18 protein-coding genes are annotated in these 20,915 nt (G+C 71.2%); 10 read left to right on the top strand and 8 right to left on the bottom strand.

The genetic code is table 11. The features are described 5' to 3' along the window. Positions 1-70: 70 nt before the first annotated feature. Entirely contained in the window at positions 71-1,969 is a 1,899-nt protein-coding gene (locus tag ACZ7N4_RS27275) for a BACON domain-containing protein (protein ID WP_471362625.1), read from the bottom strand. 241 nt (positions 1,970-2,210) lie between these two features. Here ACZ7N4_RS27275 and radA point away from each other — a divergent pair, with 241 nt between their 5' ends. Both radA and disA read left to right on the top strand, forming a co-directional pair. After that, positions 2,211-3,620: a DNA repair protein RadA gene (gene radA / locus ACZ7N4_RS27280; protein ID WP_471362627.1), complete on the top strand. Its 1,410-nt coding sequence runs from the start codon at positions 2,211-2,213 to the stop codon at positions 3,618-3,620. An 80-nt stretch (positions 3,621-3,700) separates the two neighbouring features. Next, positions 3,701-4,825, top strand: coding sequence for a DNA integrity scanning diadenylate cyclase DisA (gene disA, locus ACZ7N4_RS27285; protein WP_471362630.1), 1,125 nt, complete (start codon positions 3,701-3,703; stop codon positions 4,823-4,825). A gap of 88 nt (positions 4,826-4,913) precedes the next feature. Here disA and ACZ7N4_RS27290 read toward each other — a convergent pair whose 3' ends face one another. Beyond that, positions 4,914-5,756: a hypothetical protein gene (locus ACZ7N4_RS27290; protein ID WP_471362633.1), complete on the bottom strand. Its 843-nt coding sequence runs from the start codon at positions 5,754-5,756 to the stop codon at positions 4,914-4,916. A 147-nt stretch (positions 5,757-5,903) separates the two neighbouring features. On the opposite strand from ACZ7N4_RS27290, the gene ACZ7N4_RS27295 reads away from it, so the two are divergent. The 5 genes from ACZ7N4_RS27295 to cseC all read left to right on the top strand — a co-directional run bounded on the left by ACZ7N4_RS27295 (position 5,904) and on the right by cseC (position 10,432). After that, a complete protein-coding gene (locus ACZ7N4_RS27295; protein ID WP_471362636.1) occupies positions 5,904-6,812 on the top strand; it encodes an HhH-GPD family protein in 909 nt (302 codons plus the stop codon). A gap of 276 nt (positions 6,813-7,088) precedes the next feature. Next, on the top strand, positions 7,089-7,628 hold the full coding sequence (locus ACZ7N4_RS27300) for a SigE family RNA polymerase sigma factor (RefSeq protein ID WP_055703482.1): 540 nt from the start codon (positions 7,089-7,091) through the stop codon (positions 7,626-7,628). After that, complete coding sequence (locus ACZ7N4_RS27305) at positions 7,616-8,269, top strand: hypothetical protein (protein WP_471362639.1); 654 nt, start codon at positions 7,616-7,618, stop codon at positions 8,267-8,269. The genes ACZ7N4_RS27300 and ACZ7N4_RS27305 overlap by 13 nt, the downstream gene beginning before the upstream one ends. Positions 8,270-8,349: 80 nt before the next feature. Beyond that, the gene (gene cseB, locus ACZ7N4_RS27310) at positions 8,350-9,054 is read left to right on the top strand and encodes a two-component system response regulator CseB (RefSeq protein WP_471362642.1); all 705 of its coding nucleotides are present in this window, start codon (positions 8,350-8,352) and stop codon (positions 9,052-9,054) included. 13 nt (positions 9,055-9,067) lie between these two features. Continuing rightward, the gene (gene cseC, locus ACZ7N4_RS27315) at positions 9,068-10,432 is read left to right on the top strand and encodes a two-component system sensor histidine kinase CseC (protein ID WP_471362645.1); all 1,365 of its coding nucleotides are present in this window, start codon (positions 9,068-9,070) and stop codon (positions 10,430-10,432) included. Positions 10,433-10,716: 284 nt separating this feature from the next. Here cseC and ACZ7N4_RS27320 read toward each other — a convergent pair whose 3' ends face one another. Beyond that, positions 10,717-12,288 (bottom strand): MDR family MFS transporter, encoded by a 1,572-nt coding sequence (locus ACZ7N4_RS27320; RefSeq protein ID WP_471362646.1) that lies wholly within the window; start codon positions 12,286-12,288, stop codon positions 10,717-10,719. Positions 12,289-12,417: 129 nt separating this feature from the next. Here ACZ7N4_RS27320 and ACZ7N4_RS27325 point away from each other — a divergent pair, with 129 nt between their 5' ends. Beyond that, positions 12,418-13,014, top strand: a complete 597-nt coding sequence (locus ACZ7N4_RS27325; protein WP_471362649.1) for a TetR/AcrR family transcriptional regulator — start codon at positions 12,418-12,420, stop codon at positions 13,012-13,014. Positions 13,015-13,040: 26 nt separating this feature from the next. On the opposite strand, the gene ACZ7N4_RS27330 is transcribed toward ACZ7N4_RS27325, so the two are convergent. Further along, positions 13,041-13,592 carry a M23 family metallopeptidase gene (locus ACZ7N4_RS27330; RefSeq protein WP_471362652.1) on the bottom strand — a complete coding sequence of 184 codons (552 nt, stop codon included), beginning with the start codon at positions 13,590-13,592 and terminating at the stop codon, positions 13,041-13,043. A gap of 462 nt (positions 13,593-14,054) precedes the next feature. On the opposite strand from ACZ7N4_RS27330, the gene ACZ7N4_RS27335 reads away from it, so the two are divergent. Continuing rightward, complete coding sequence (locus ACZ7N4_RS27335) at positions 14,055-14,690, top strand: HAD family acid phosphatase (RefSeq protein ID WP_471362655.1); 636 nt, start codon at positions 14,055-14,057, stop codon at positions 14,688-14,690. Between the two features lie 934 nt (positions 14,691-15,624). Here ACZ7N4_RS27335 and ACZ7N4_RS27340 read toward each other — a convergent pair. Continuing rightward, entirely contained in the window at positions 15,625-18,150 is a 2,526-nt protein-coding gene (locus tag ACZ7N4_RS27340; protein ID WP_471362658.1) for an ATP-dependent Clp protease ATP-binding subunit, read from the bottom strand. Positions 18,151-18,598: 448 nt separating this feature from the next. On the opposite strand from ACZ7N4_RS27340, the gene ACZ7N4_RS27345 reads away from it, so the two are divergent. Continuing rightward, positions 18,599-19,252 (top strand): SCO3374 family protein, encoded by a 654-nt coding sequence (locus ACZ7N4_RS27345; protein WP_471362660.1) that lies wholly within the window; start codon positions 18,599-18,601, stop codon positions 19,250-19,252. Here the strand turns inward: ACZ7N4_RS27345 and ACZ7N4_RS27350 are convergent. The 3 genes from ACZ7N4_RS27350 to ACZ7N4_RS27360 all read right to left on the bottom strand — a co-directional run bounded on the left by ACZ7N4_RS27350 (position 19,231) and on the right by ACZ7N4_RS27360 (position 20,735). Beyond that, on the bottom strand, positions 19,231-19,566 hold the full coding sequence (locus ACZ7N4_RS27350; protein WP_059251614.1) for a histone-like nucleoid-structuring protein Lsr2: 336 nt from the start codon (positions 19,564-19,566) through the stop codon (positions 19,231-19,233). The genes ACZ7N4_RS27345 and ACZ7N4_RS27350 overlap by 22 nt on opposite strands. 203 nt (positions 19,567-19,769) lie before the next feature. Then, the gene (locus ACZ7N4_RS27355) at positions 19,770-20,303 is read right to left on the bottom strand and encodes an amino-acid N-acetyltransferase (RefSeq protein WP_467930839.1); all 534 of its coding nucleotides are present in this window, start codon (positions 20,301-20,303) and stop codon (positions 19,770-19,772) included. Between the two features lie 9 nt (positions 20,304-20,312). Beyond that, complete coding sequence (locus ACZ7N4_RS27360) at positions 20,313-20,735, bottom strand: BlaI/MecI/CopY family transcriptional regulator (protein WP_471362931.1); 423 nt, start codon at positions 20,733-20,735, stop codon at positions 20,313-20,315. Positions 20,736-20,915 lie beyond the last annotated feature (180 nt).

The raw sequence follows: 20,915 nt of genomic DNA on the forward strand, positions 1-20,915 counted from the left end.
TTCACCGGCCCGCCCCCGTGCGCCAGGCGGTCCCCGCCGCGCGGCCGGAGGCACGGCCGCCTCTTCGCTCCTAGGTGTCCGACGGGCTCGGGTCCTCCGTCGTGGTGGGGGTCGGAGTCGACGGCGGGGTGTCGGAGGGCGACGGGGTGCTGGGGGTCGGGGTCGGGTCCGTGGAGGGTGGGGTCTGGGTCGGGCTCGGCTCGGTGGGGGGTGTGCTGGGGGGCGGAGAGGGGGATGCGGAAGGGGCCTGGGGGGTCGGACGGGTGGGGGCCGTGCCGTAGCCGTCGATCGTGACCACCGCTCCCGCCGGAGCCACCGCCACCCGCGCGCGCCAGTGGCCGGACGGCTCGCGCAGATGGTCCACGTACACCCTGACCGTCAACGTCTGCCCGGGGGCGAGGGTTCCCCCGGACTGGCTCAGGTAGAGCCACGCGGCCGACGTGGACACCGACCAGCGCACCTCCGACGCACCGGACGCCGTCAAGGTGATCAGCGTGGTGTCGCCGTCGTTGGCGGCGCTGACCGCCAGCCGCCCCGCGCCCTTCTCGCCCGCTCCGCCCACGCTGACGACCTCGACGGACACGTCCGCCTTGCCGTCCTTGGCGAAGCGGGCGCCCGGTCGCACGCTGGCGTTCCCCGCGTTCTCGTAGCCGCCGGTCGTGTCGCCGCCCAGCGCCTCGGGGCCCTGCGCCTCGCGTGCGGTGGCGGAGCGGCCGTCGTCGTCCCCGGCCGGCCCGCCCCGGTACGCGGCCCAGAGGGCCAGCACGGGCGCCGCCACCACCGTGGCCACGACCGTCGTCGTGACGGCACGCGCGCGCAGGCGGTCGCGGCGGGCCGCGCGGTCCTTGGGGTCCATCGGGAAACCGCGCCGGTCGAAGCGGGGTACGGTCCCGCCCCGCACGCGCGTGTGGTGGGTCAGGGCCATGTGGAGGGCCGCGCGGGGGGCCTGGAGGACGGGCAGCTCGGCGGGGGTGACCGTGGCGCCGGGCCAGCGGTCGGGGGCGGTGCGCTCGGCGCTGCGGCGGCAGCGCGGGCAGTCGTCGACGTGCCGGACCAGCTCGCGGCGCAGAGCGGTGCTGAGGACCAGCCGGCTGTCTCCCGTGAGGTGGGCCACGCTCGGGCAGCCGCCCGTCCGGACCACGGCGAGGGCCGCGCGCGTGCGCTCGACCTCGCAGGCGGCGGAGGCGAGCAGCTCCCGCGTGGCGGCGGGTTCCATGCCGAGGACGGCGGCGACCTCGTGGGCGGTCAGGTGGTGGCGGACGGCGAGTTCCAGGGCCTCGCGCTGCTCGGGCGTCGTACCGGCCGCCTCCGGCCAGGCGAGCAGCGCGAGTTCCCGGCGCCGCTGCTCCTGGGCCTCCGGGGAGAGGGGGAGGGCGGCGGACGCGTCAGGGGCCGCTTTCCCGGTGTCGCCGTTGTTGCCCGTGCTGCCGGTGTCCACGGCGGCGTGCCTGGGGTTCCCGGCGTGCCGGCCGGCCTGTGTCCCGGCAGCCGCTCCAGGTCCTGCTCCCGGTCTCGCCCCGGACCCTCCCCCGGTCGCCGTCCCCGCCCCCCGCCCGGCTCCCGTGCGGCCCGCCGCGTGCGTGGCCTGACGTTTCTGCTTGGCCTCGGCCAGCTTGCGCAGGCATGCCCAGCGGGTGAGGGCGTACAGCCAGGCGCGGCGGTCGCCGGCGGCCACGGGGAGCCGGTGGCCGCGCCGTTCGGCCAGGGCGAGGGCGTCGCCGAGGGCGGCGGTGGCCGTGTCGTGGTCGCACAGGACCGACAGGCAGTAGGTGAACAGCCCGTCCAGGTACGGCTCGTAGCGCGCCGGCGGCTGCTGGGCGACGGTGCGCGCGGCGGCGCGGTCCCGTGCCTCCCTCGCCTCGCGGGCCTCTCGCGCCTCACGCCGTGCTTCACGTGCCTCGCGTCCCTCGCGATGCGCCCGATGCGCGCCGGTCGTGCGGGTCGTGGTCTCCGGGCTGCTGCTCATCACCCGTGCGACCGTAGGCGGCGGCGGAGTGCCCGTTCTGGAACCTTGAGCACTTTTAATCCGTACGGGTGAAACGATCCCTCATAAGGGGACAGGAACCTCTTATTCCGCGGCTGGATCCGCCCGGGTCACGGCCGAGAACGGATCACTCTCCCGTGTTCCCCGGTCCCTCGCCCCTGCCCGCCGGCCCGTCCCGCCCGGTCCCGCGGCCCCCGTTGTCAGTCCCCCGGGCTACGGTTTCCGCATGGCTGCCCGTACCAAGACGACCAAGGACCGTCCGTCCTACCGCTGCACCGAGTGCGGCTGGCAGACGGCCAAGTGGCTCGGCCGCTGCCCCGAGTGCCAGGCCTGGGGCACGGTCGAGGAGTACGGCGCGCCCGCGGTCCGGACCACGGCCCCGGGCCGCGTGAGCACCTCCGCGCTGCCCATCGGCCAGGTCGACGGCCGGCAGGCCACCGCCCGCACGACCGGTGTGCCCGAGCTGGACCGGGTGCTCGGCGGCGGCCTGGTACCGGGCGCGGTCGTCCTGCTCGCGGGCGAGCCCGGCGTCGGCAAGTCCACCCTGCTGCTGGACGTCGCCGCGAAGTCGGCGAGCACCGAGCACCGCACCCTCTATGTGACCGGCGAGGAGTCGGCGAGCCAGGTGCGACTGCGCGCCGACCGCATCGGCGCCCTCGACGACCACCTCTATCTGGCGGCCGAGACGGACCTGGCCGCCGTCCTGGGCCATCTGGACGAGGTGAAGCCGTCCCTGCTGATCCTCGACTCGGTGCAGACGGTGGCCTCCCCGGAGATCGAGGGCGCGCCCGGGGGCATGGCGCAGGTCCGGGAGGTGGCGGGTGCCCTGATCCGCGCTTCCAAGGAGCGGGGCATGTCCACGCTGCTCGTGGGCCATGTCACCAAGGACGGCGCGATCGCCGGACCCCGTCTGCTGGAGCACCTGGTGGACGTCGTGCTGCACTTCGAGGGCGACCGGCACGCCCGCCTGCGCCTGGTCCGCGGTGTGAAGAACCGCTACGGGGCGACGGACGAGGTCGGCTGCTTCGAGCTGCACGACGAGGGCATCACGGGCCTCGCCGACCCCAGCGGCCTGTTCCTGACCCGCCGCGCCGAGCCGGTCCCGGGCACCTGCCTGACCGTCACACTGGAGGGCCGCCGCCCGCTGGTGGCCGAGGTGCAGGCGCTGACCGTCGACTCCCAGATCCCCTCCCCGCGTCGTACGACATCCGGTCTGGAGACCTCCCGGGTGTCGATGATGCTGGCCGTCCTGGAGCAGCGCGGCCGGATCAGCGCGCTGGGCAAGCGGGACATCTACTCGGCGACGGTCGGCGGCGTGAAGCTGTCGGAGCCGGCCGCCGACCTCGCCATCGCGCTCGCCCTGGCCTCCGCCGCCAGCGACACCCCGCTGCCGAAGAACCTGGTGGCGATCGGCGAGGTGGGGCTCGCGGGCGAGGTCAGACGGGTCACGGGCGTGCAGCGCAGGCTCTCCGAGGCGCACCGGCTGGGCTTCACGCACGCGCTCGTACCGGCCGACCCGGGGAAGGTGCCGCCCGGCATGAAGGTCCTGGAAGTCGCCGACATGGGGGAGGCGCTCCGGGTTCTGCCGCGCTCACGTCGCCGAGAGGCCCCACGGGAGGCGGAGGAGCGCCGGTAGACTTTGCCCTGGTCTCGCCCGTCCGTACGAACCGAGTGCGGGGAGGGGGGCGCGTCAGAACCTGCGACCGGAGGAGTGCAGTGGCAGCCAACGACCGGGCAGCAGCTCCCGGAAAGTCCGGTGGGAGTGCCGGTTCCGATCGCCTGATGCGCGCCTCGCTGAGCGCCGTGGCTCCCGGTACGGCGCTGCGGGACGGCCTGGAGCGGGTCCTGCGCGGCAACACCGGCGGGCTGATCGTGCTGGGCTCCGACAAGACGGTCGAGGCGATGTGCACGGGCGGTTTCGTGCTGGACGTGGAGTTCACCGCGACCCGGCTGCGCGAGCTGTGCAAGCTGGACGGCGGCATCGTGCTGTCGTCGGACCTGTCCAAGATCCTCCGGGCGGGCGTGCAGTTCGTGCCGGACGCGACGATCCCCACGGAGGAGACGGGCACGCGGCACCGCACGGCGGACCGTGTCAGCAAGCAGGTCGGCTTCCCGGTGGTCTCGGTCTCCCAGTCGATGCGGCTGATCGCGCTGTACGTCGACGGGCAGCGCCGTGTCCTGGAGGACTCGGCGGCGATCCTGTCCCGCGCGAACCAGGCCCTGGCGACACTGGAGCGGTACAAGCTGCGGCTGGACGAGGTCGCGGGCACGCTGTCGGCGCTGGAGATCGAGGACCTGGTGACGGTCCGGGACGTGTCGGCGGTCGCGCAGCGTCTTGAGATGGTCCGCCGTATCGCCACCGAGATCGCCGAGTACGTGGTCGAGCTGGGCACGGACGGCCGGCTTCTCGCACTTCAGCTGGAGGAGTTGATCGCCGGGGTCGAGCCCGACCGGGAGCTGGTGGTCCGGGACTACGTGCCCGAGCCGACGGCCAAGCGGTCCCGCACGGTCGACGAGGCGCTGGCCGAGCTGGACGCGCTGACCCATGCGGAGCTCCTCGAACTCGGCACCGTGGCGCGTGCGCTGGGCTACACCGGGTCCCCGGAGACGCTCGACTCCGCGGTGTCCCCGCGGGGCTTCCGCCTCCTGGCCAAGGTCCCGCGGCTTCCGGGCGCCATCATCGACCGGCTGGTGGAGCACTTCGGGGGCCTGCAGAAGCTGCTGGCCGCGAGTGTGGACGACCTGCAGACCGTGGACGGGGTCGGCGAAGCCCGGGCGAGGAGCGTGCGGGAGGGGCTGTCCCGCCTGGCCGAGTCGTCGATCCTGGAGCGGTACGTCTGAGGCGCCCGGAAGCCCGGGGGCGCGTGCCGTACGGCGGCTGCGGCCGCGTTGCGGCTGCGGCCGACGGCGGACCGCGCCGCCCCGGTCCTCAGTCCGCCGACAGCACGAACGAAGCCTGCGCCTTGCCGAACCCGGGGGTCTTCGCCTCCAGCAGATACGTACCCGGCTTCGCCGAACTCCCGGAGGGCTTCGCGCACTTGGGAGCGCTCGGTCCCCGGTCCCACCGCACGGTGTAGGTGATGCTCTGGCCCGCGGGCACCCGGAAGACCAGGTTGCGTGCACCCTTGGGGCAGTCGGCGGAGGACCAGAAGGTGTCGTCCCCGTCCGCCGGCGTGATCGTCAACACCGCGTTCTTCGGGCCGAGGTCGACCTTGCAGTCGGCCGACGAGCTGTTCTTCGCGGTGAGTTCGAAGGTCGGGGTCTGGTCCGGCGAGTAGGAGTTGTGCGCGCTGCGCAGGCTCAACGCCACCGCGCCGGAGGTGCAGTCGGGCAGCGTGGAGGAGGCCGGGAGCGCGTCGCCCGTACCGACGGCGCCGCCACCGGACGCCGCACCCGAGCCGCCGCCCGCACCGGAGGAACCCTCGGTCGAGCCGCCGCCCCCGCCGGAGGCCGTACCGGAACCGGAAGCGCTGCCGCTCCCGGCGTCACTCCCGCCGCCCGTCCCGCTGCCGCTGGAGTCGCCGCCGGACTCCTCGCGACCGCCGGGGTGTTGGCTGATCGCCGACCCGGACGGAGTCGGTCCGGGCGTGATGGTGTGCGTGGGGTTCTTGCCGTTGGACCCGTCGGCGTCCTTCTTGCCGCCCCCGCCGCCGGCGGTGACGATCCATGTGACCACCAACGCCAACAGGGCGACCACGGACAGCAGTACGGCCCTCCGACGCCAGTAGATGGTGGAGGGAAGCGGCCCGACCGGATTGCGCAGAGATCCCACGGCGCAAACTGTACGAGAGATCTCCGCGCTCGCCCGCGTCACCCGCCGCGCCGACGTCAACTTTTCCGGATCATCATCCCGGTAACTGCCGCGAGCGGCACGGTTCTTCACTTTCCGCCACGCTCGGTGAACGCGCGGTCACCGGCGATGCCCGCCAACCCGTGGCAGGATCGGAAGGCCATGACTGAGATGCTGCACGCCCCCGTGATCGCCTGGTTCGAAGCCCACGCCCGCGACCTCCCCTGGCGCCGCCCGGAGGCGGGCCCATGGGGTGTGATGGTCAGCGAGTTCATGCTCCAGCAGACCCCGGTGAACCGGGTGCTGCCCGTCTACGAGGAGTGGCTGGCCCGCTGGCCGCGCCCGGCCGACCTCGCGAAGGAGGCGCCGGGCGAGGCGGTGCGCGCCTGGGGGCGGCTCGGCTATCCGCGCCGCGCACTGCGCCTGCACGGTGCCGCGGTCGCCATAACGGAACGGCACGGCGGGGACGTGCCGACGGATCACGCGCAGCTGCTGGCGCTGCCCGGCATCGGCGAGTACACGGCCGCCGCGGTGGCCTCCTTCGCGTACGGGCAGCGGCACGCGGTGCTGGACACCAATGTCCGCCGGGTGCTGGCGCGGGCGGTGACCGGTGTGCAGTACCCGCCGAACGCGACCACGGCCGCCGAGCGGCGGCTGGCACGTGAGCTGCTGCCGGAGGACGAGCGGACCGCAGCGCGGTGGGCCGCCGCCTCGATGGAGCTGGGCGCGCTGGTGTGCACGGCGAAGAACGAGGGGTGCCCGCGGTGCCCGATCGCCGCGCAGTGCGCGTGGCGGCTCGCGGGCAAGCCGGAGCACGCGGGCCCGCCGCGCCGCGGGCAGACGTACGCCGGCACGGACCGGCAGGTGCGCGGCAAGCTGCTGGCCGTGTTGCGGGAGGCGCACGCGCCGGTGCCGCAGGCGGTGCTGGACCGGGTGTGGCACGAGCCGGTGCAGCGGGCCCGGGCGCTCGACGGTCTGGTCGCGGACGGTCTGGTGGAGCCGCTGCCGAGCGGGCTGTACCGGCTGCCGCTGGGCTGACGCACAGACAGGTCACAGTCGCTGAAGCTCTGTTACGGAGCATCCAGCACCGACAAAGCACCTCATAAAGGGACATTCACCCCGTCCGCCTTACCCCTCCCCTGCTTCCGTTACACAACCGACGGATAGCCGATTGCCAGCCGCAGGCTGGTGCGCACAGCCTCGTGACAACCACTCCGTAACTTCTTCTCCGTGCCCGGCGGACCACCGGGCGCGGGGACAGCGGAACTTCAGGCAGTGAGCCGGAAGCACAACGGGGAACGGAGGCGGTTGGTCATGGCGCAGGGCGAGGTGCTCGAATTCGAGGAGTACGTCCGCACCCGGCAGGACGCGCTGCTGCGCAGCGCCCGCCGACTGGTGCCGGACCCGGTCGACGCCCAGGACCTGCTGCAGACCGCGCTGGTGCGGACGTACGGCCGCTGGGAGGGCATCGCGGACAAGCGGCTCGCCGACGCCTACCTGCGCCGCGTCATGATCAACACGCGCACCGAGTGGTGGCGGGCGCGCAAGCTGGAGGAGGTGCCGACCGAGCAGCTGCCGGACGCCTCCGTGGAGGACTCGACCGAGCAGCACGCCGACCGGGCCCTGCTGATGGATGTCATGAAGGTGCTCGCACCGAAGCAGCGCAGTGTCGTGGTGCTGCGACACTGGGAGCAGATGTCCACAGAGGAGACGGCCGCTGCCCTCGGCATGTCGGCCGGTACGGTCAAGAGCACGCTGCACCGGGCGCTCGCCCGGCTCCGCGAGGAGCTGGAAGCCCGCGATCTGGACGCACGCGCGCTGGAGCGTGAGGAGCGGGAGCGTTGCGCGGCCTGACCGGGGCCCGGCCCGTACGGGTCCGAGGGAGTTCGCAGGCGGTGATCGCGGTGGGGGCCGCGCTCGCCGCCCTCGCCCTTTTCGTCGCCGCGTGCGGCAGCGGGGGCACGGGCGCGCGGGACGAGGGCCCGGCGCACGCCTCGGCGGTGGCCGGGGCCGTCGCCTCCCCTTCCCCGAGCCGGTCGGGGAAGTACCACCGGGTGGATCCGGTGGCGCTGGTCATGAACGACCCCAAGGTGTCGGGCGCGGTGAAGCGGCTGCTGCAGCCGTGCAACGGTGACGAGTACCCCGTCGACGTCTCCTACGGCGACCTGACCGGCGGACCGGTGGACGACGTCGTCGTCAACGTGCTGACCTGCGCCGACGCGGTCGGTATCGGCTCGTACGTGTACCGGGACGACGACGGCACGTTCCGGAACGTCTTCAAGAGCGAGGAGTCCCCGGTCTACGCCGAGATCGACCGGGGCACCCTGTCGGTGACCAGGCAGTTCTACGAGAAGGGCGACCCGATCTCCAACCCCTCCGGTGAGATCGTGACGCCCTACCGGTGGAAGGCGGGACGGTTCGCCGAGGGGAAACCCACCCGCAACGAGTACAGCAAGTCCGCCGGCGGGGGGCCGACGCCCGTACCGGACAGCTGACCGCGTCCCTACCCGTACCCCTGTAGAACCGGTGGCATCACCCGTCACCACGAGTCACCACGAGGACTGAGAGCACCGGGATGGCAGACCAGACCCACGTCCTGTTCGTCGAGGACGACGACGTCATCCGCGAGGCCACCCAGCTGGCGCTGGAGCGGGACGGCTTCGCGGTCACCGCCATGCCCGACGGGCTGTCGGGCCTGGAGGCGTTCCGTGCGAACCGCCCCGACATCGCTCTGCTGGACGTCATGGTGCCGGGCCTGGACGGCGTCAGCCTGTGCCGCCGGATCCGGGACGAGTCGACCGTGCCGGTGATCATGCTGTCCGCGCGGGCCGACTCCATCGACGTCGTCCTGGGCCTGGAGGCCGGCGCCGACGACTATGTGACCAAGCCCTTCGACGGTGCCGTGCTGGTCGCCCGCATCCGCGCGGTGCTGCGCCGCTTCGGGCACGCCGGCGGGGCCGCGCAGGCCGAGGACTCCGCGTCCGGGGCCGGCGGCGGCACGCTGACCTTCGGCGACCTGGAGATCGACACCGACGGCATGGAGGTGCGCCGGGCCGGACAGCCGGTGGCGCTGACGCCGACCGAGATGCGGCTGCTGCTGGAGTTCTCCTCCGCGCCGGGCACCGTGCTCTCCCGGGACAGGCTGCTGGAGCGCGTGTGGGACTACGGCTGGGGCGGTGACACCCGGGTCGTGGACGTGCATGTGCAGCGACTGCGGCAGAAGATCGGCCAGGACCGGATCGAGACGGTCCGCGGCTTCGGCTACAAGCTGAAGGCCTGAGCGGGGCGACGGCATGCGGGGGATTCTGCGGCACCCGGTCCGGCGCATGGAGCGCGCGGGCCTGCGCACCGGACTCAGATGGAAGGTCAGCGCGGCGATCGCACTGGTGGCGGGTCTGGTGGCGATCGTTCTGAGCCTGGTCGTGCACAACGCGGCCCGCGTCTCGATGCTGGACAACGCGCGCGACCTGGCCAACGACCGGATCCTGATAGCCCAGCGCAACTACGAGCTGAACCGGGGGCCGGTCTTCCCCTACATCCAGGTCGACGACCCGGATCTGCCGGCCGCGCTGCGCGAGAAGGTCGAGCGGAGCCGGCGGGCCAGCGATGTCTCCGAGCACGACGGGGAGACGGACATCTGGGCGGCCGTACCGGTGAAGGACGGGCATGTGCTGTCCCTGCACACCCATCTGCCGGACCGCAGCACCGACATGCTGCGGGACCTGGACCAGGCACTGGTCATCGGCTCGGTCGCGGTCGTGCTCGGCGGGAGCGCGCTGGGCGTGCTGATCGGCGGACAGCTGTCCCGCCGGCTGCGCAAGGCGGCCGCCGCCGCGAACCAGGCCGCGGCCGGCGAGACCGACGTCCGGGTGCAGGCGGCCATCGGCGGGGTCGTACGGGACGAGACCGACGAACTCGCGCGCGCGGTGGACGCCATGGCGGACACACTGCGGCAGCGGCTGGAGGCCGAGCGCCGGGTCACCGCGGACATCGCGCACGAGCTGCGCACCCCGGTGACGGGGCTGCTGACGGCCGCCGAGCTGCTGCCGCCCGGCCGGCCCACGGAACTGGTCCTGGACCGGGCCAAGGCCATGCGCACCCTGGTCGAGGACGTGCTGGAGGTGGCCCGGCTGGACAGTGCCTCGGAGCGGGCGGAGCTGCAGGACATCATGCTCGGCGCGTTCGTGACGCGGCGGGTGGCGGCCAAGGATCCGGACGTCACCGTGCGCGTGGTGCACGAGTCGGAGGTCACGACCGACCCGCGGCGGCTGGAGCGGGTGCTGTTCAACCTGCTCGCCAACGCGGCCCGGCACGGCCGGCCGCCCGTCGAGGTGAGCGTGGAGGGCCGGGTCATCCGGGTCCGCGACCACGGCCCCGGCTTCCCGGAGGAGCTGCTCGCCGAGGGGCCGAGCCGCTTCCGCACCGGCAGCAAGGACCGCGCCGGACAGGGGCACGGGCTCGGCCTCACCATCGCGGCGGGCCAGGCCCGCGTCCTGGGCGCCCGGCTGACCTTCCGCAACGTACGCCCCGCGGGCACCCCCGCCCACCTCCCCGCCGAGGGCGCGGTCGCCGTCCTGTGGCTACCGGAACACGCGCCCACCAGCACCGGCAGCTATCCCATGCTGCCGACGTCCGGCGGGAACGCGGGGTCCGCGTAGGACCGCTGCGGCTGCCCGCTCCCCCCGCGCCGGACAGGCCTCGCGGACCCGAACCGGCCGAAGGACACCGACCGCCCGACCTGCCGACCGGCAGGAGGTCGAGGCCCGGGCCGCCCGGTCCCGGACGCCCCGGCTGCCCGTCAGCGCGGTGCGCCGGGTGTCTCGCCGTACGCCTCCCGTGCAGGCGCGCAGGAAGAAGTGGTGCCTCGGGCCGGCCTGCGAGGAAAGGGCCGAAGGCCCCGGTGCGGCGGACACGCACCGGGGCCTTCGTACCGACGAAGACGTCAGACAGCCTCGACCACGGCCGGCGGCGTCGCGTCCGCACCGTCGGCGGAGGGCTTCTGCGGCCCGCCCTTCAGCGGGACCTCCTTGACGAACAGCGACGCGATCAGCACCAGCACCGCGATCACGGCACCCAGCAGGAACGCGGAGTGCGTACCGGAGGACACCGCGTGCTGGTAGGCCTCACGGGCCGCCGCGGGCAGCTTCTCCAGGCTCTTCGCGTCCAGCTGCGCCGACTTCTCGGTGATGTTCTTGCCCAGCGCGCCGGCCCGCTCCGCCATGACGTCCTGGACCCGGTGGTTGAACAGCGCACCCATGATGGCCACACCGAAGGAGGAGCCGAGGGTACGGAACAGGGTGGCCGAGGACGACGCCACACCCATGTCCTTCATCTGCACGCTGTTCTGCGCCACCAGCATGGTGATCTGCATCAGGCAGCCCATGCCGGCGCCGACCACGGCCATGTAGACCCCGGACGTGAGCCGGGTGGTCCCGGTGTCCATCGTGGACAGCAGGTACATGCCGACGATCATCAGGGCACCGCCGGCGATCGGGAAGATCTTGTACCGGCCGCTGTTGGTGGTGACCCGTCCGGCGACCATCGAGGTCACGAGCATCGCGCCGAGCATCGGCAGGAGCAGCAGGCCGGAGTTGGTCGCGGAGGCGCCCTGCACGGCCTGCTGGTACAGCGGCAGGAACAGGGTGGCGCCGAACATCACGAAGCCGGTGATGAAGCCGATGACCGACATCAGGGTGAAGTTGCGGCTCCTGAAGATGTGCAGCGGCAGGACCGGCTCGGCGGCCTTGGTCTGCCAGAACACGAACCCGATCAGCGCGGCCACGCCGATGCCGATCAGCTCCATGATCCGCGCGGAGGTCCAGGCGTACTCGGTGCCGCCCCAGGTGGTGACCAGGACGATCGCGGTGATGCCGACGGTCAGCAGGACGACGCCCAGGTAGTCGATGCCCGCCTTGGACCGCTTCCTCGGCAGGTGCAGCACGGCGGTGACCAGTGCGAGGGCGACCGCGCCCAGCGGCAGGTTGATGTAGAAGGCCCAGCGCCAGCCCCAGTTGTCGGTGATGGTGCCGCCGACCAGCGGACCGCCGATCATGGCCAGCGCCATGACGCCGGCCATCATGCCCTGGTACTTGCCCCGCTCCCGCGGCGGGATCAGGTCGCCGATGATCGCCATGACGCCGACCATCAGACCGCCGGCGCCCAGACCCTGCACGGCCCGGAAGCCGATCAGCTGGCCCATGTCCTGGGCCATGCCGCTCAGCGCGGAGCCGATGAGGAAGATGACGATCGAGCTCAGGAAGGCGCCCTTGCGCCCGAACATGTCACCGATCTTGCCCCAGACCGGGGTGGAGGCCGCGGTGGCCAGGGTGTAGCCGGTGACGACCCAGGAGAGGTGCTCCAGGCCGCCCAGTTCGCCCACGATCGTGGGCATCGCCGTACCCACGATCATGTTGTCCAGCATCGCGAGCATCATCGCGATCATGAGTGCGAGCAGCACTACTCGCACACTCTTGGGCTGTTTGCCCGCTATCTCGTTTTCGACCTTGTCCGCCATCGTCTTCCCGTTTCCCCCTGCGGCGACTACTTACTTGCCGCCCGGCTAGCCGTCACTACACTGTGGAAGGTAGACGCGCTACTAGCCGGGCGTCAAGTAAGTTTCCGCGGGAGCGCGAGGAGTACGAGGATGGGCGTCACGATGGACGGCACCAAGCAGCAGCGCCGCGGCAACACCCGCCAGCGCATCCAGGACGTGGCACTCGAACTCTTCGCGGACCAGGGGTACGAGAAGACCTCCCTGCGCGAGATCGCCGAGCACCTCGACGTCACGAAGGCGGCTCTGTACTACCACTTCAAGACGAAGGAAGAGATCATCGTCAGCCTCTTCGAGGATCTGACGAAGCCGATCGAGAGCCTGATCGAGTGGGGCAGGCGGCAGCCGCACACCCTGGAGACCAAGCAGGAGATCATCCGCCGCTACAGCGAGGCGCTCGCGGGCGCCGAGCCGTTGTTCCGCTTCATGCAGGAGAACCAGGCGACCGTCCGTGAACTGCGCATCGGCGACACGTTCAAGGACCGGATGCGCGGACTGCGGGACATCCTGATCGACCCGGAGGCGGAGCTGGTCGACCAGGTGCGCTCCGTCAGCGCGCTGTTCACGCTGCACGCCGGGATGTTCGTGATGCAGGACCTGGTGGGCGACTCCGGGAAGAAGCGCGATGCCGTTCTCGAAGTCGCCCTGGACCTGATCTCACAGGCGCACGAACACGCCCGCAGGGAGTAGACCCCCCGGCGTGGACCGCCGGACGGTCAGACGGTCACGCCCTTGGCGCGCAGGAACGCGACCGGGTCGACGGCGGAGCCGTAGTTCGGGGTCGTACGGATCTCGAAGTGCAGGTGCGGACCGGTGGAGTTGCCGGTGGAGCCGGACAGGGCGATGTGCTGGCCGGTCGCGACCACCTGGCCGACCCGGACGTCGATCCGGGACAGGTGCGCGTACTGCGAGTAGGTGCCGTTGCCGTGCTGGATGACGATGGCGTTGCCGTAGGCGGGGCCGTCACCGGCGCCGTTGGGGCCGGCCTTGACGACGGTGCCGCCGTGCGCGGCGATGACCTCGGTGCCGGTCGGCACGGCGAAGTCCTGGCCGCTGTGCTTGGCGACCCAGTGGCTGCCGGCCTGGGCGAAGCTCGCGGAGAGCGTGTACTTCTTCACCGGGTCGACCCAGGCGGCGGGGGACGCGGTGGCGGCGCTCGCGACCCCGGTTCCCAGCACGGCCGTGGCGCCGATTCCGGCAGCCAGAACGGTCATGCGGGCACGGAGCGAGGACGTACGGGCGGAGCGGGACGTGAAGCGTCGGAACATCGGGACCTCGTGAACTCGGGAACAGGTCGGCCACCCGGCGTACGGACGTCCACGGAGACGCCCACCGAAGCGGCTGTTCTTTGGTAACCGACCAGCACATCGAGCCCAAAACGGCCTATCTACGGCATCCGCTAGTAGCACACCGCAAAGCCGGCGACTTTCTTGACAGTCGCGCCCCTCGCGGACCCGGCCACTGACGACGGCCTTCGCCCTGGTGGAATTCCGACCCCAAGGTCCGATTTATCGCCGTATATCCAGTTTTGCTGCCTTAGTGGATCCCACTATCACGCCTAGTACCGGACATTTCGCCTGTGCCCCTTATCACCGGTGACCCCGGCCGACGATCACAGAAATGTGACGCAGGCCTCTAGGCACCTACCGTCCAGTAACCCTACGGTTCCCCTCGCGCCATCCTCGCCTCAGATCATGCCCCTGACATTAAGACGCGAGAGGAACCCACCGATGACCAGACGCCCCTGGGCGCGCCGCATCTCCGTCACCGCCGTCTCCGTGGCCGCCCTGGCCGCGATGGCCGCCCCGGCCGAGGCCGCGACCACGAGCACCTCCTCCGCGACCGGCGCCTCCGCGAGCAGCTCCTTCGCGAAGGTCGACTACGCGACCTGGCAGAAGGACTGCCAGGCGGTCATGGACCAGGCCCTGCCGTACCTCGAGGACCGCATCGCCGCCGCCGAGCCCGGCGAGAAGCCGGCGATCGTCCTCGACATCGACAACACCGCGCTGGAGACCGACTTCGGCTTCAGCTACCCCCAGCCGGCCAACAAGCCGGTCCTCGACGTCGCCCGGTACGCCCAGGAGCACGGAGTCGCCCTCTTCTTCGTCACCGCCCGCCCCGGCGTCCTGTACTGGCCCACCGAGTACAACCTCGAACACGACGGCTACGACGTCTCCGGCCTCCACGTCCGCGGCCTGCTCGACCTCTTCAAGGACGTCGCCGCCTACAAGACCGCCCAGCGCGCCGGCATCGAGAACGACGGCTACACGATCATCGCCAACATCGGCAACAGCGCCACCGACCTGTCCGGCGGGCACGCCGAGAAGACCTTCAAACTGCCGGACTACGGCGGGCAGTTGTCGTAACGCGCGGAGCAGGCGCCGGCTGGGCTCCTTCCGTACGCCGTACGCACACGCGGGTGGCGGATGGAGCCGGCCGTACGGGGCGGCAAGCCGGCCTCCGTTTGCTCGGCCCGCTGGTGAGGAGGCTGTTCACGCAGGGCGGCCCGGGTGCGGTCCCGGTGGACCGGCCGGTACGGCTTGTCGGCGCGGGTGTCGCTCCGGGGTGAGGTGCACCGGCTCGCCGGCCGGCTGGTGGAGGAGTCCCTGGCCTCGCCGGGCGAGCGGCCGTTCCCCCGCCCGACGAGCGTACGGCCGTCACCGACGCCCTGGGCGGCCTGGGCGGCTGGACATGGACGGTGCACAGGCCGTGCGCCTCGGCAGCGGGGGACTCGCCCGACAGCTGCCGCGTCACGCACCGCCCTGACGGCCTGCCCGCCGACACCGTGCCGTGCTCGGACTCGGCGACCCAGCAACACCCCGGTCCACGCCGGCCGCCTTCCTTGCAGCGATGAGCTGCCCGCTGCCCCCGCCGGAGGACCGGGCCGAGCGCGCCCTGGCCGCGGGCCGGGGACCTGGTGCTGGTGCTGGTGCTGGTGCTGGTGCTGGTCGACGGCCTGGACGAGTCGCCCGCCGCCGAGCGCGACCGTACCGGGACCGGCTGCGCTCGCTCCTCACGGCCTGCCCCGGCAACGCCGTGCTGACCTCCCTCCCGCCCGACCGCCGTACGCCCCGACCGGCCGGGCCCAGGAGGGCTCCCGGGAACCGACCCTGGCCCCGGGCACCGGAGAGCAGCCGTGCCCTGCAGCGAGCACGCCGGTCTCGCCGCCGGCCGCAAGGAGCTGTACGACGCCGCCGGGCGACTCGGTTGCCGGGGCTGCGCTCGCTGTTCCCCACGAACGCCGGAAGGGGCCGGTGCCCGAAGGCACCGGCCCCTTCCGTCGGTCGAACCGCCGGAGGCTTACGCGTCCTTGCTCAGGTTGGGACCAGCCCCACCCGCGGCCTGCTCGATCGGCGGGACGTCGGGCAGCGCCGACTTCTCCTCGCCGCGGAAGGTGAAGGTCTGGGACTCGCCCTCGCCCTCGGTGTCCACGACCACGATGTGACCGGGACGCAGCTCGCCGAAGAGGATCTTCTCCGACAGCGAGTCCTCGATCTCGCGCTGGATCGTACGGCGCAGCGGCCGGGCGCCCAGCACGGGGTCGTAACCCTTCTTGGCCAGCAGTTCCTTGGCGGACTGGGACAGCTCGATGCCCATGTCCCGGTCCTTCAGGCGCTCGTCCACCTTGCCGATCATCAGGTCGACGATCCGCAGGATGTCCGCCTGCGTCAGCTGCGGGAAGACGACCACGTCGTCGACGCGGTTGAGGAACTCGGGGCGGAAGTGCTGCTTGAGCTCGTCCGACACCTTGTTCTTCATGCGCTCGTAGTTGGTCTTCGTGTCACCCGAGGCGGCGAAGCCCAGGTTGAAGCCCTTGGAGATGTCCCGGGTGCCGAGGTTGGTCGTCATGATGATGACCGTGTTCTTGAAGTCCACGACCCGGCCCTGGGAGTCGGTCAGGCGACCGTCCTCCAGGATCTGCAGCAGCGAGTTGAAGATGTCCGGGTGGGCCTTCTCGACCTCGTCGAAGAGGACGACCGAGAACGGCTTGCGGCGCACCTTCTCCGTCAGCTGGCCACCCTCCTCGTAGCCCACGTATCCGGGGGGCGAACCGAAGAGACGCGACACCGTGTGCTTCTCGCTGAACTCCGACATGTCGAGGGAGATCAGCGCGTCCTCGTCACCGAAGAGGAACTCGGCGAGCGCCTTGGACAGCTCGGTCTTACCGACACCGGACGGACCGGCGAAGATGAACGAACCACCCGGACGCTTCGGGTCCTTCAGACCGGCGCGGGTACGGCGGATCGCCTTCGACAGCGCCTTGACGGCGTCGTTCTGGCCGATGACCCGCTTGTGGAGTTCCTCCTCCATGCGCAGCAGGCGGGAGGACTCCTCCTCGGTCAGCTTGAAGACCGGGATGCCGGTGGCCGTGGCGAGGACCTCGGCGATCAGCTCGCCGTCGACCTCGGCGACGACGTCCATGTCGCCGGCCTTCCACTCCTTCTCCCGCTTGGCCTTGGCGGCGAGGAGCTGCTTCTCCTTGTCGCGCAGGGAGGCGGCCTTCTCGAAGTCCTGCGAGTCGATCGCGGACTCCTTGTCCCGGCGGACGGCGGCGATCTTCTCGTCGAACTCGCGCAGGTCCGGCGGAGCGGTCATCCGGCGGATGCGCATCCGGGAGCCGGCCTCGTCGATCAGGTCGATCGCCTTGTCCGGCAGGAAGCGGTCCGAGATGTAGCGGTCGGCCAGGGTGGCAGCCTGGACCAGGGCCTCGTCCGTGATGGAGACGCGGTGGTGCGCCTCGTAGCGGTCGCGCAGGCCCTTGAGGATCTCGATGGTGTGCGGCAGGGACGGCTCGGCGACCTGGATGGGCTGGAAGCGGCGCTCCAGGGCCGCGTCCTTCTCCAGGTGCTTGCGGTACTCGTCCAGGGTGGTCGCACCGATGGTCTGCAGCTCACCGCGCGCCAGCATGGGCTTCAGGATGGAGGCCGCGTCGATGGCGCCCTCGGCGGCACCCGCACCGACCAGCGTGTGCAGCTCGTCGATGAACAGGATGATGTCGCCGCGGGTGCGGATCTCCTTGAGCACCTTCTTCAGGCGTTCCTCGAAGTCACCGCGGTAGCGGGAGCCGGCGACCAGGGCGCCGAGGTCCAGCGTGTAGAGGTGCTTGTCCTTGAGGGTCTCGGGCACCTCGCCCTTGACGATGGCCTGGGCGAGGCCCTCCACGACGGCGGTCTTGCCGACGCCGGGCTCACCGATCAGCACCGGGTTGTTCTTCGTACGGCGGGACAGCACCTGCATGACCCGCTCGATCTCCTTCTCGCGCCCGATGACCGGGTCGAGCTTGGACTCACGAGCGGCCTGGGTGAGGTTCCGGCCGAACTGGTCCAGGACGAGGGAGGTCGAGGGGGTGCCCTCGGCCGGGCCGCCCGCGGCGGCGGTCTCCTTGCCCTGGTAACCGGAGAGCAGCTGGATGACCTGCTGCCGCACCCGGTTGAGGTCTGCACCCAGCTTGACCAGGACCTGGGCGGCGACGCCCTCGCCCTCGCGGATCAGGCCGAGCAGGATGTGTTCCGTGCCGATGTAGTTGTGGCCCAGCTGAAGGGCCTCGCGGAGCGACAGCTCCAGGACCTTCTTGGCACGGGGGGTGAAGGGGATGTGCCCGGACGGGGCCTGCTGGCCCTGGCCGATGATCTCCTCCACCTGCTGGCGGACCGCCTCAAGCGAAATGCCGAGGCTCTCCAGGGCCTTAGCGGCGACACCTTCGCCCTCGTGGATGAGACCCAGGAGGATGTGCTCGGTGCCGATGTAGTTGTGGTTGAGCATCCGGGCTTCTTCCTGAGCCAGGACGACAACCCGCCGCGCGCGGTCGGTGAACCTCTCGAACATCGTTAATCGCTCCTCAGAGCGGTCAGGCAGTGGGGGGAACTTCCCCTCCCTGTCCTTCCGCAGCTTAGTCCCGCAAGCGGGGACCGCTCATTCCAACTGCCGACACCGTCGATGGCCTCCTGACCCGTGACGCCGACATCTGCTCCAACCCGATGGTGCGAGACGATGTTCCCGCAGGCCAGGCAGTTACCCCAGTCGCCAGTACGCCGATGGCGAACGCGAGACGGCCTTTCCTGCGTGTCGCCCCCTCCCACTAGGCATGTCTTACCCGCAGGGACTGACACTCCATGCGGCGCGCACCGGTTCCCTCCGCTATGGGCGAACAACCTTGCGCCTCTCCGGACCCCCGAGCGCCCCCTTTTCCGGCACGGAGCGCATTCGACAATGCACCCAGCGTAACCCGAAGGGGGTCCGGGCGGTTGGACGGGGCATGGCCCGCTCGGTCCCCATGACCTCCACGGTCCCCCTTCCCCGCCGGCCCCTCGATCCGGACGCACCGGCCGCCGGTGATTCCTCCGCCGGCCCCGAGGCCCGGGTCCGGCACTGGTACGAGAACGAATTGGGCTGGCCGACAGTGCCCGGGCCGCCCGGACGGCTGCCACGGCTGCTCACGGGGGTGCTGTTCGACGTACTGGACGTTCCGGCCGAGGCGGGCGCCGAGGCGCTCCGGCATCTCGCACCGGGCTCACCGGTGGCCCTTCGGGGCGACCGGATGGAGCTGCTGCTGGCCGCGGGCAGCGCGGAGGAGCTGCCGGGGCTGCTGGACTGGCTGGAGTGGGGCGCCCTGCCCCTGGACCTGCGGGTACTGGGAGCGGGCGGCACGCTGGAGGCGCCGAGGCCGCCCGCCGGGGCCGCCGGAGCGCCAGGATCCGTGCAGGGGGCCGCCGTGTGGCTGCGGCCCCCCGGGCCGGGGCGCGGGGTCGAGGCTTCGCTGCCGGCCATGCCGGCCGGACCGGCCACTCCCGTGGGACGCGAGGGGAGCGCCCCCGATCTCGTACGACTGGTGGACACGGTGGCAGCACGGTGTCACCGGGTCCGGCTGCGGCGCGTGTGCGCCGGACACCCCGCCGGCCGACGGGATCAGCCGTTGGCCTTCTCGTAGGCCTCGCGGATGGACGCGGGAACGCGGCCGCGGTCGTTGACCTCGTAACCGTTCTCCTTCGCCCAGGCGCGGATCGCCGCGGTGTCCTGGTTGCCGCCGGAAGCGGCACGCGCCTTTCCACGCCCACCGGAAGCACGGCCACCGGTACGCCGGCCGCCCTTCACATAGGGATCAAGAAGGCTGCGCAGCTTGTCCGCATTGGCAGTCGTGAGATCGATCTCGTACGTCTTGCCGTCCAGCGCGAACGTCACGGTCTCGTCCGCCTCGCCGCCGTCGAGGTCGTCGACAAGAAGGACCTGAACCTTCTGTGCCACCGCATTTCCTTTCATCGATAACGTTGAGGGCCAGGGGTGTGCGGCGTCCGCCGTTTCGCCGCCCCTGTTATATGCAGTACTGCAGTACGTCGGAAAGCAAACCGCTTTTGCCGGAAAAACACAAACCCTCGGGAGTGGGCCGACGGAGCGCCCACCTCCGGAAACATGCGCGTTTCGGACATAGGGAACCGGGGCAATGGCGATCACAGATGCAGAAGCATCCGGCTGTTGCCCAAGGTGTTCGGCTTCACTCGTTCGAGACCCAGGAACTCGGCGACGCCCTCGTCATAGGAACGCAACAGCTCCGCGTAGACATCGGTGTCGACCGGCGTCTCGCCGATCTCCACGAAGCCGTGCTTCCCGAAGAAGTCCACTTCGAAGGTCAGGCAGAAAACGCGCCGAACGCCGAGCCAGCGCGCGGTCTGGAGCAACTTCTCCAGCACCTGATGTCCGACGCCGGCGCCCTTGAGGCCGGGCTTCACCGCCAGGGTCCGGACTTCCGCGAGGTCCTCCCACATGACGTGCAGCGCGCCGCAGCCGACCACCTCGGCGTTGTCGTCGCGTTCCGCGACCCAGAACTCCTGGATGTCCTCGTAAAGCGTGACCGTGGCTTTGTCGAGCAGGATGCGGTCACGGGCGTAGGCGTCGAGGAGCCGGCGCACGGCGGGGACATCGCTGGTCCGGGCCCGGCGGACGGTGATGGCTTTTGCGGGGACTTCGGGACGCTCTGCTGACATGAGCGGACGCTATCGCCCGTCCGCGCCCTCCGCCGAGCCGGGGTTCTCCTCTTGGCGTGCTTCCGGGGCTTCCTGTCGGCGGGGTTCGGGGGCTTCCCGGGTTTCTTCCGGACCCTGCACGATGCGTACGGCGTCCCTGAGGGCCTGTCGCTGTTCCTCGCTCATCATGCCGAAGAAGGCGACGAGTGCGGCGGCGGGGTTGTCGCTCTGCGACCAGGCGTCGTTCATGAGGGCGGCGGCGTACGCAGCACGAGTCGACACGGCTTCATATCGATAGGCCCGGCCTTCCGCCTCGCGGCGCACCCAGCCCTTCTGATGGAGATTGTCCAAAACCGTCATCACGGTGGTGTACGCGATGGAGCGTTCCTGCTGGAGGTCTTCCAGGACTTCTCGAACGGTCACCGGGCGGTTCCACTTCCACACTCGCGTCATGACCGCGTCTTCGAGTTCTCCCAATGGGCGAGGCACACCTCAGAACAATAGTGGGAGATCCCGGCAATGGCGTGCCGGACGTGCACTAGGGCTACAAACGCGAACAAAAAGGGCGTACGACCGCGGGGCGAGCGGCCCGTCGCGCCGCTCGGGGACCGCTCGGGCCTCGCTCCCGGAAGT

The organism is Streptomyces sp. NPDC107654 (assembly GCF_055639035.1).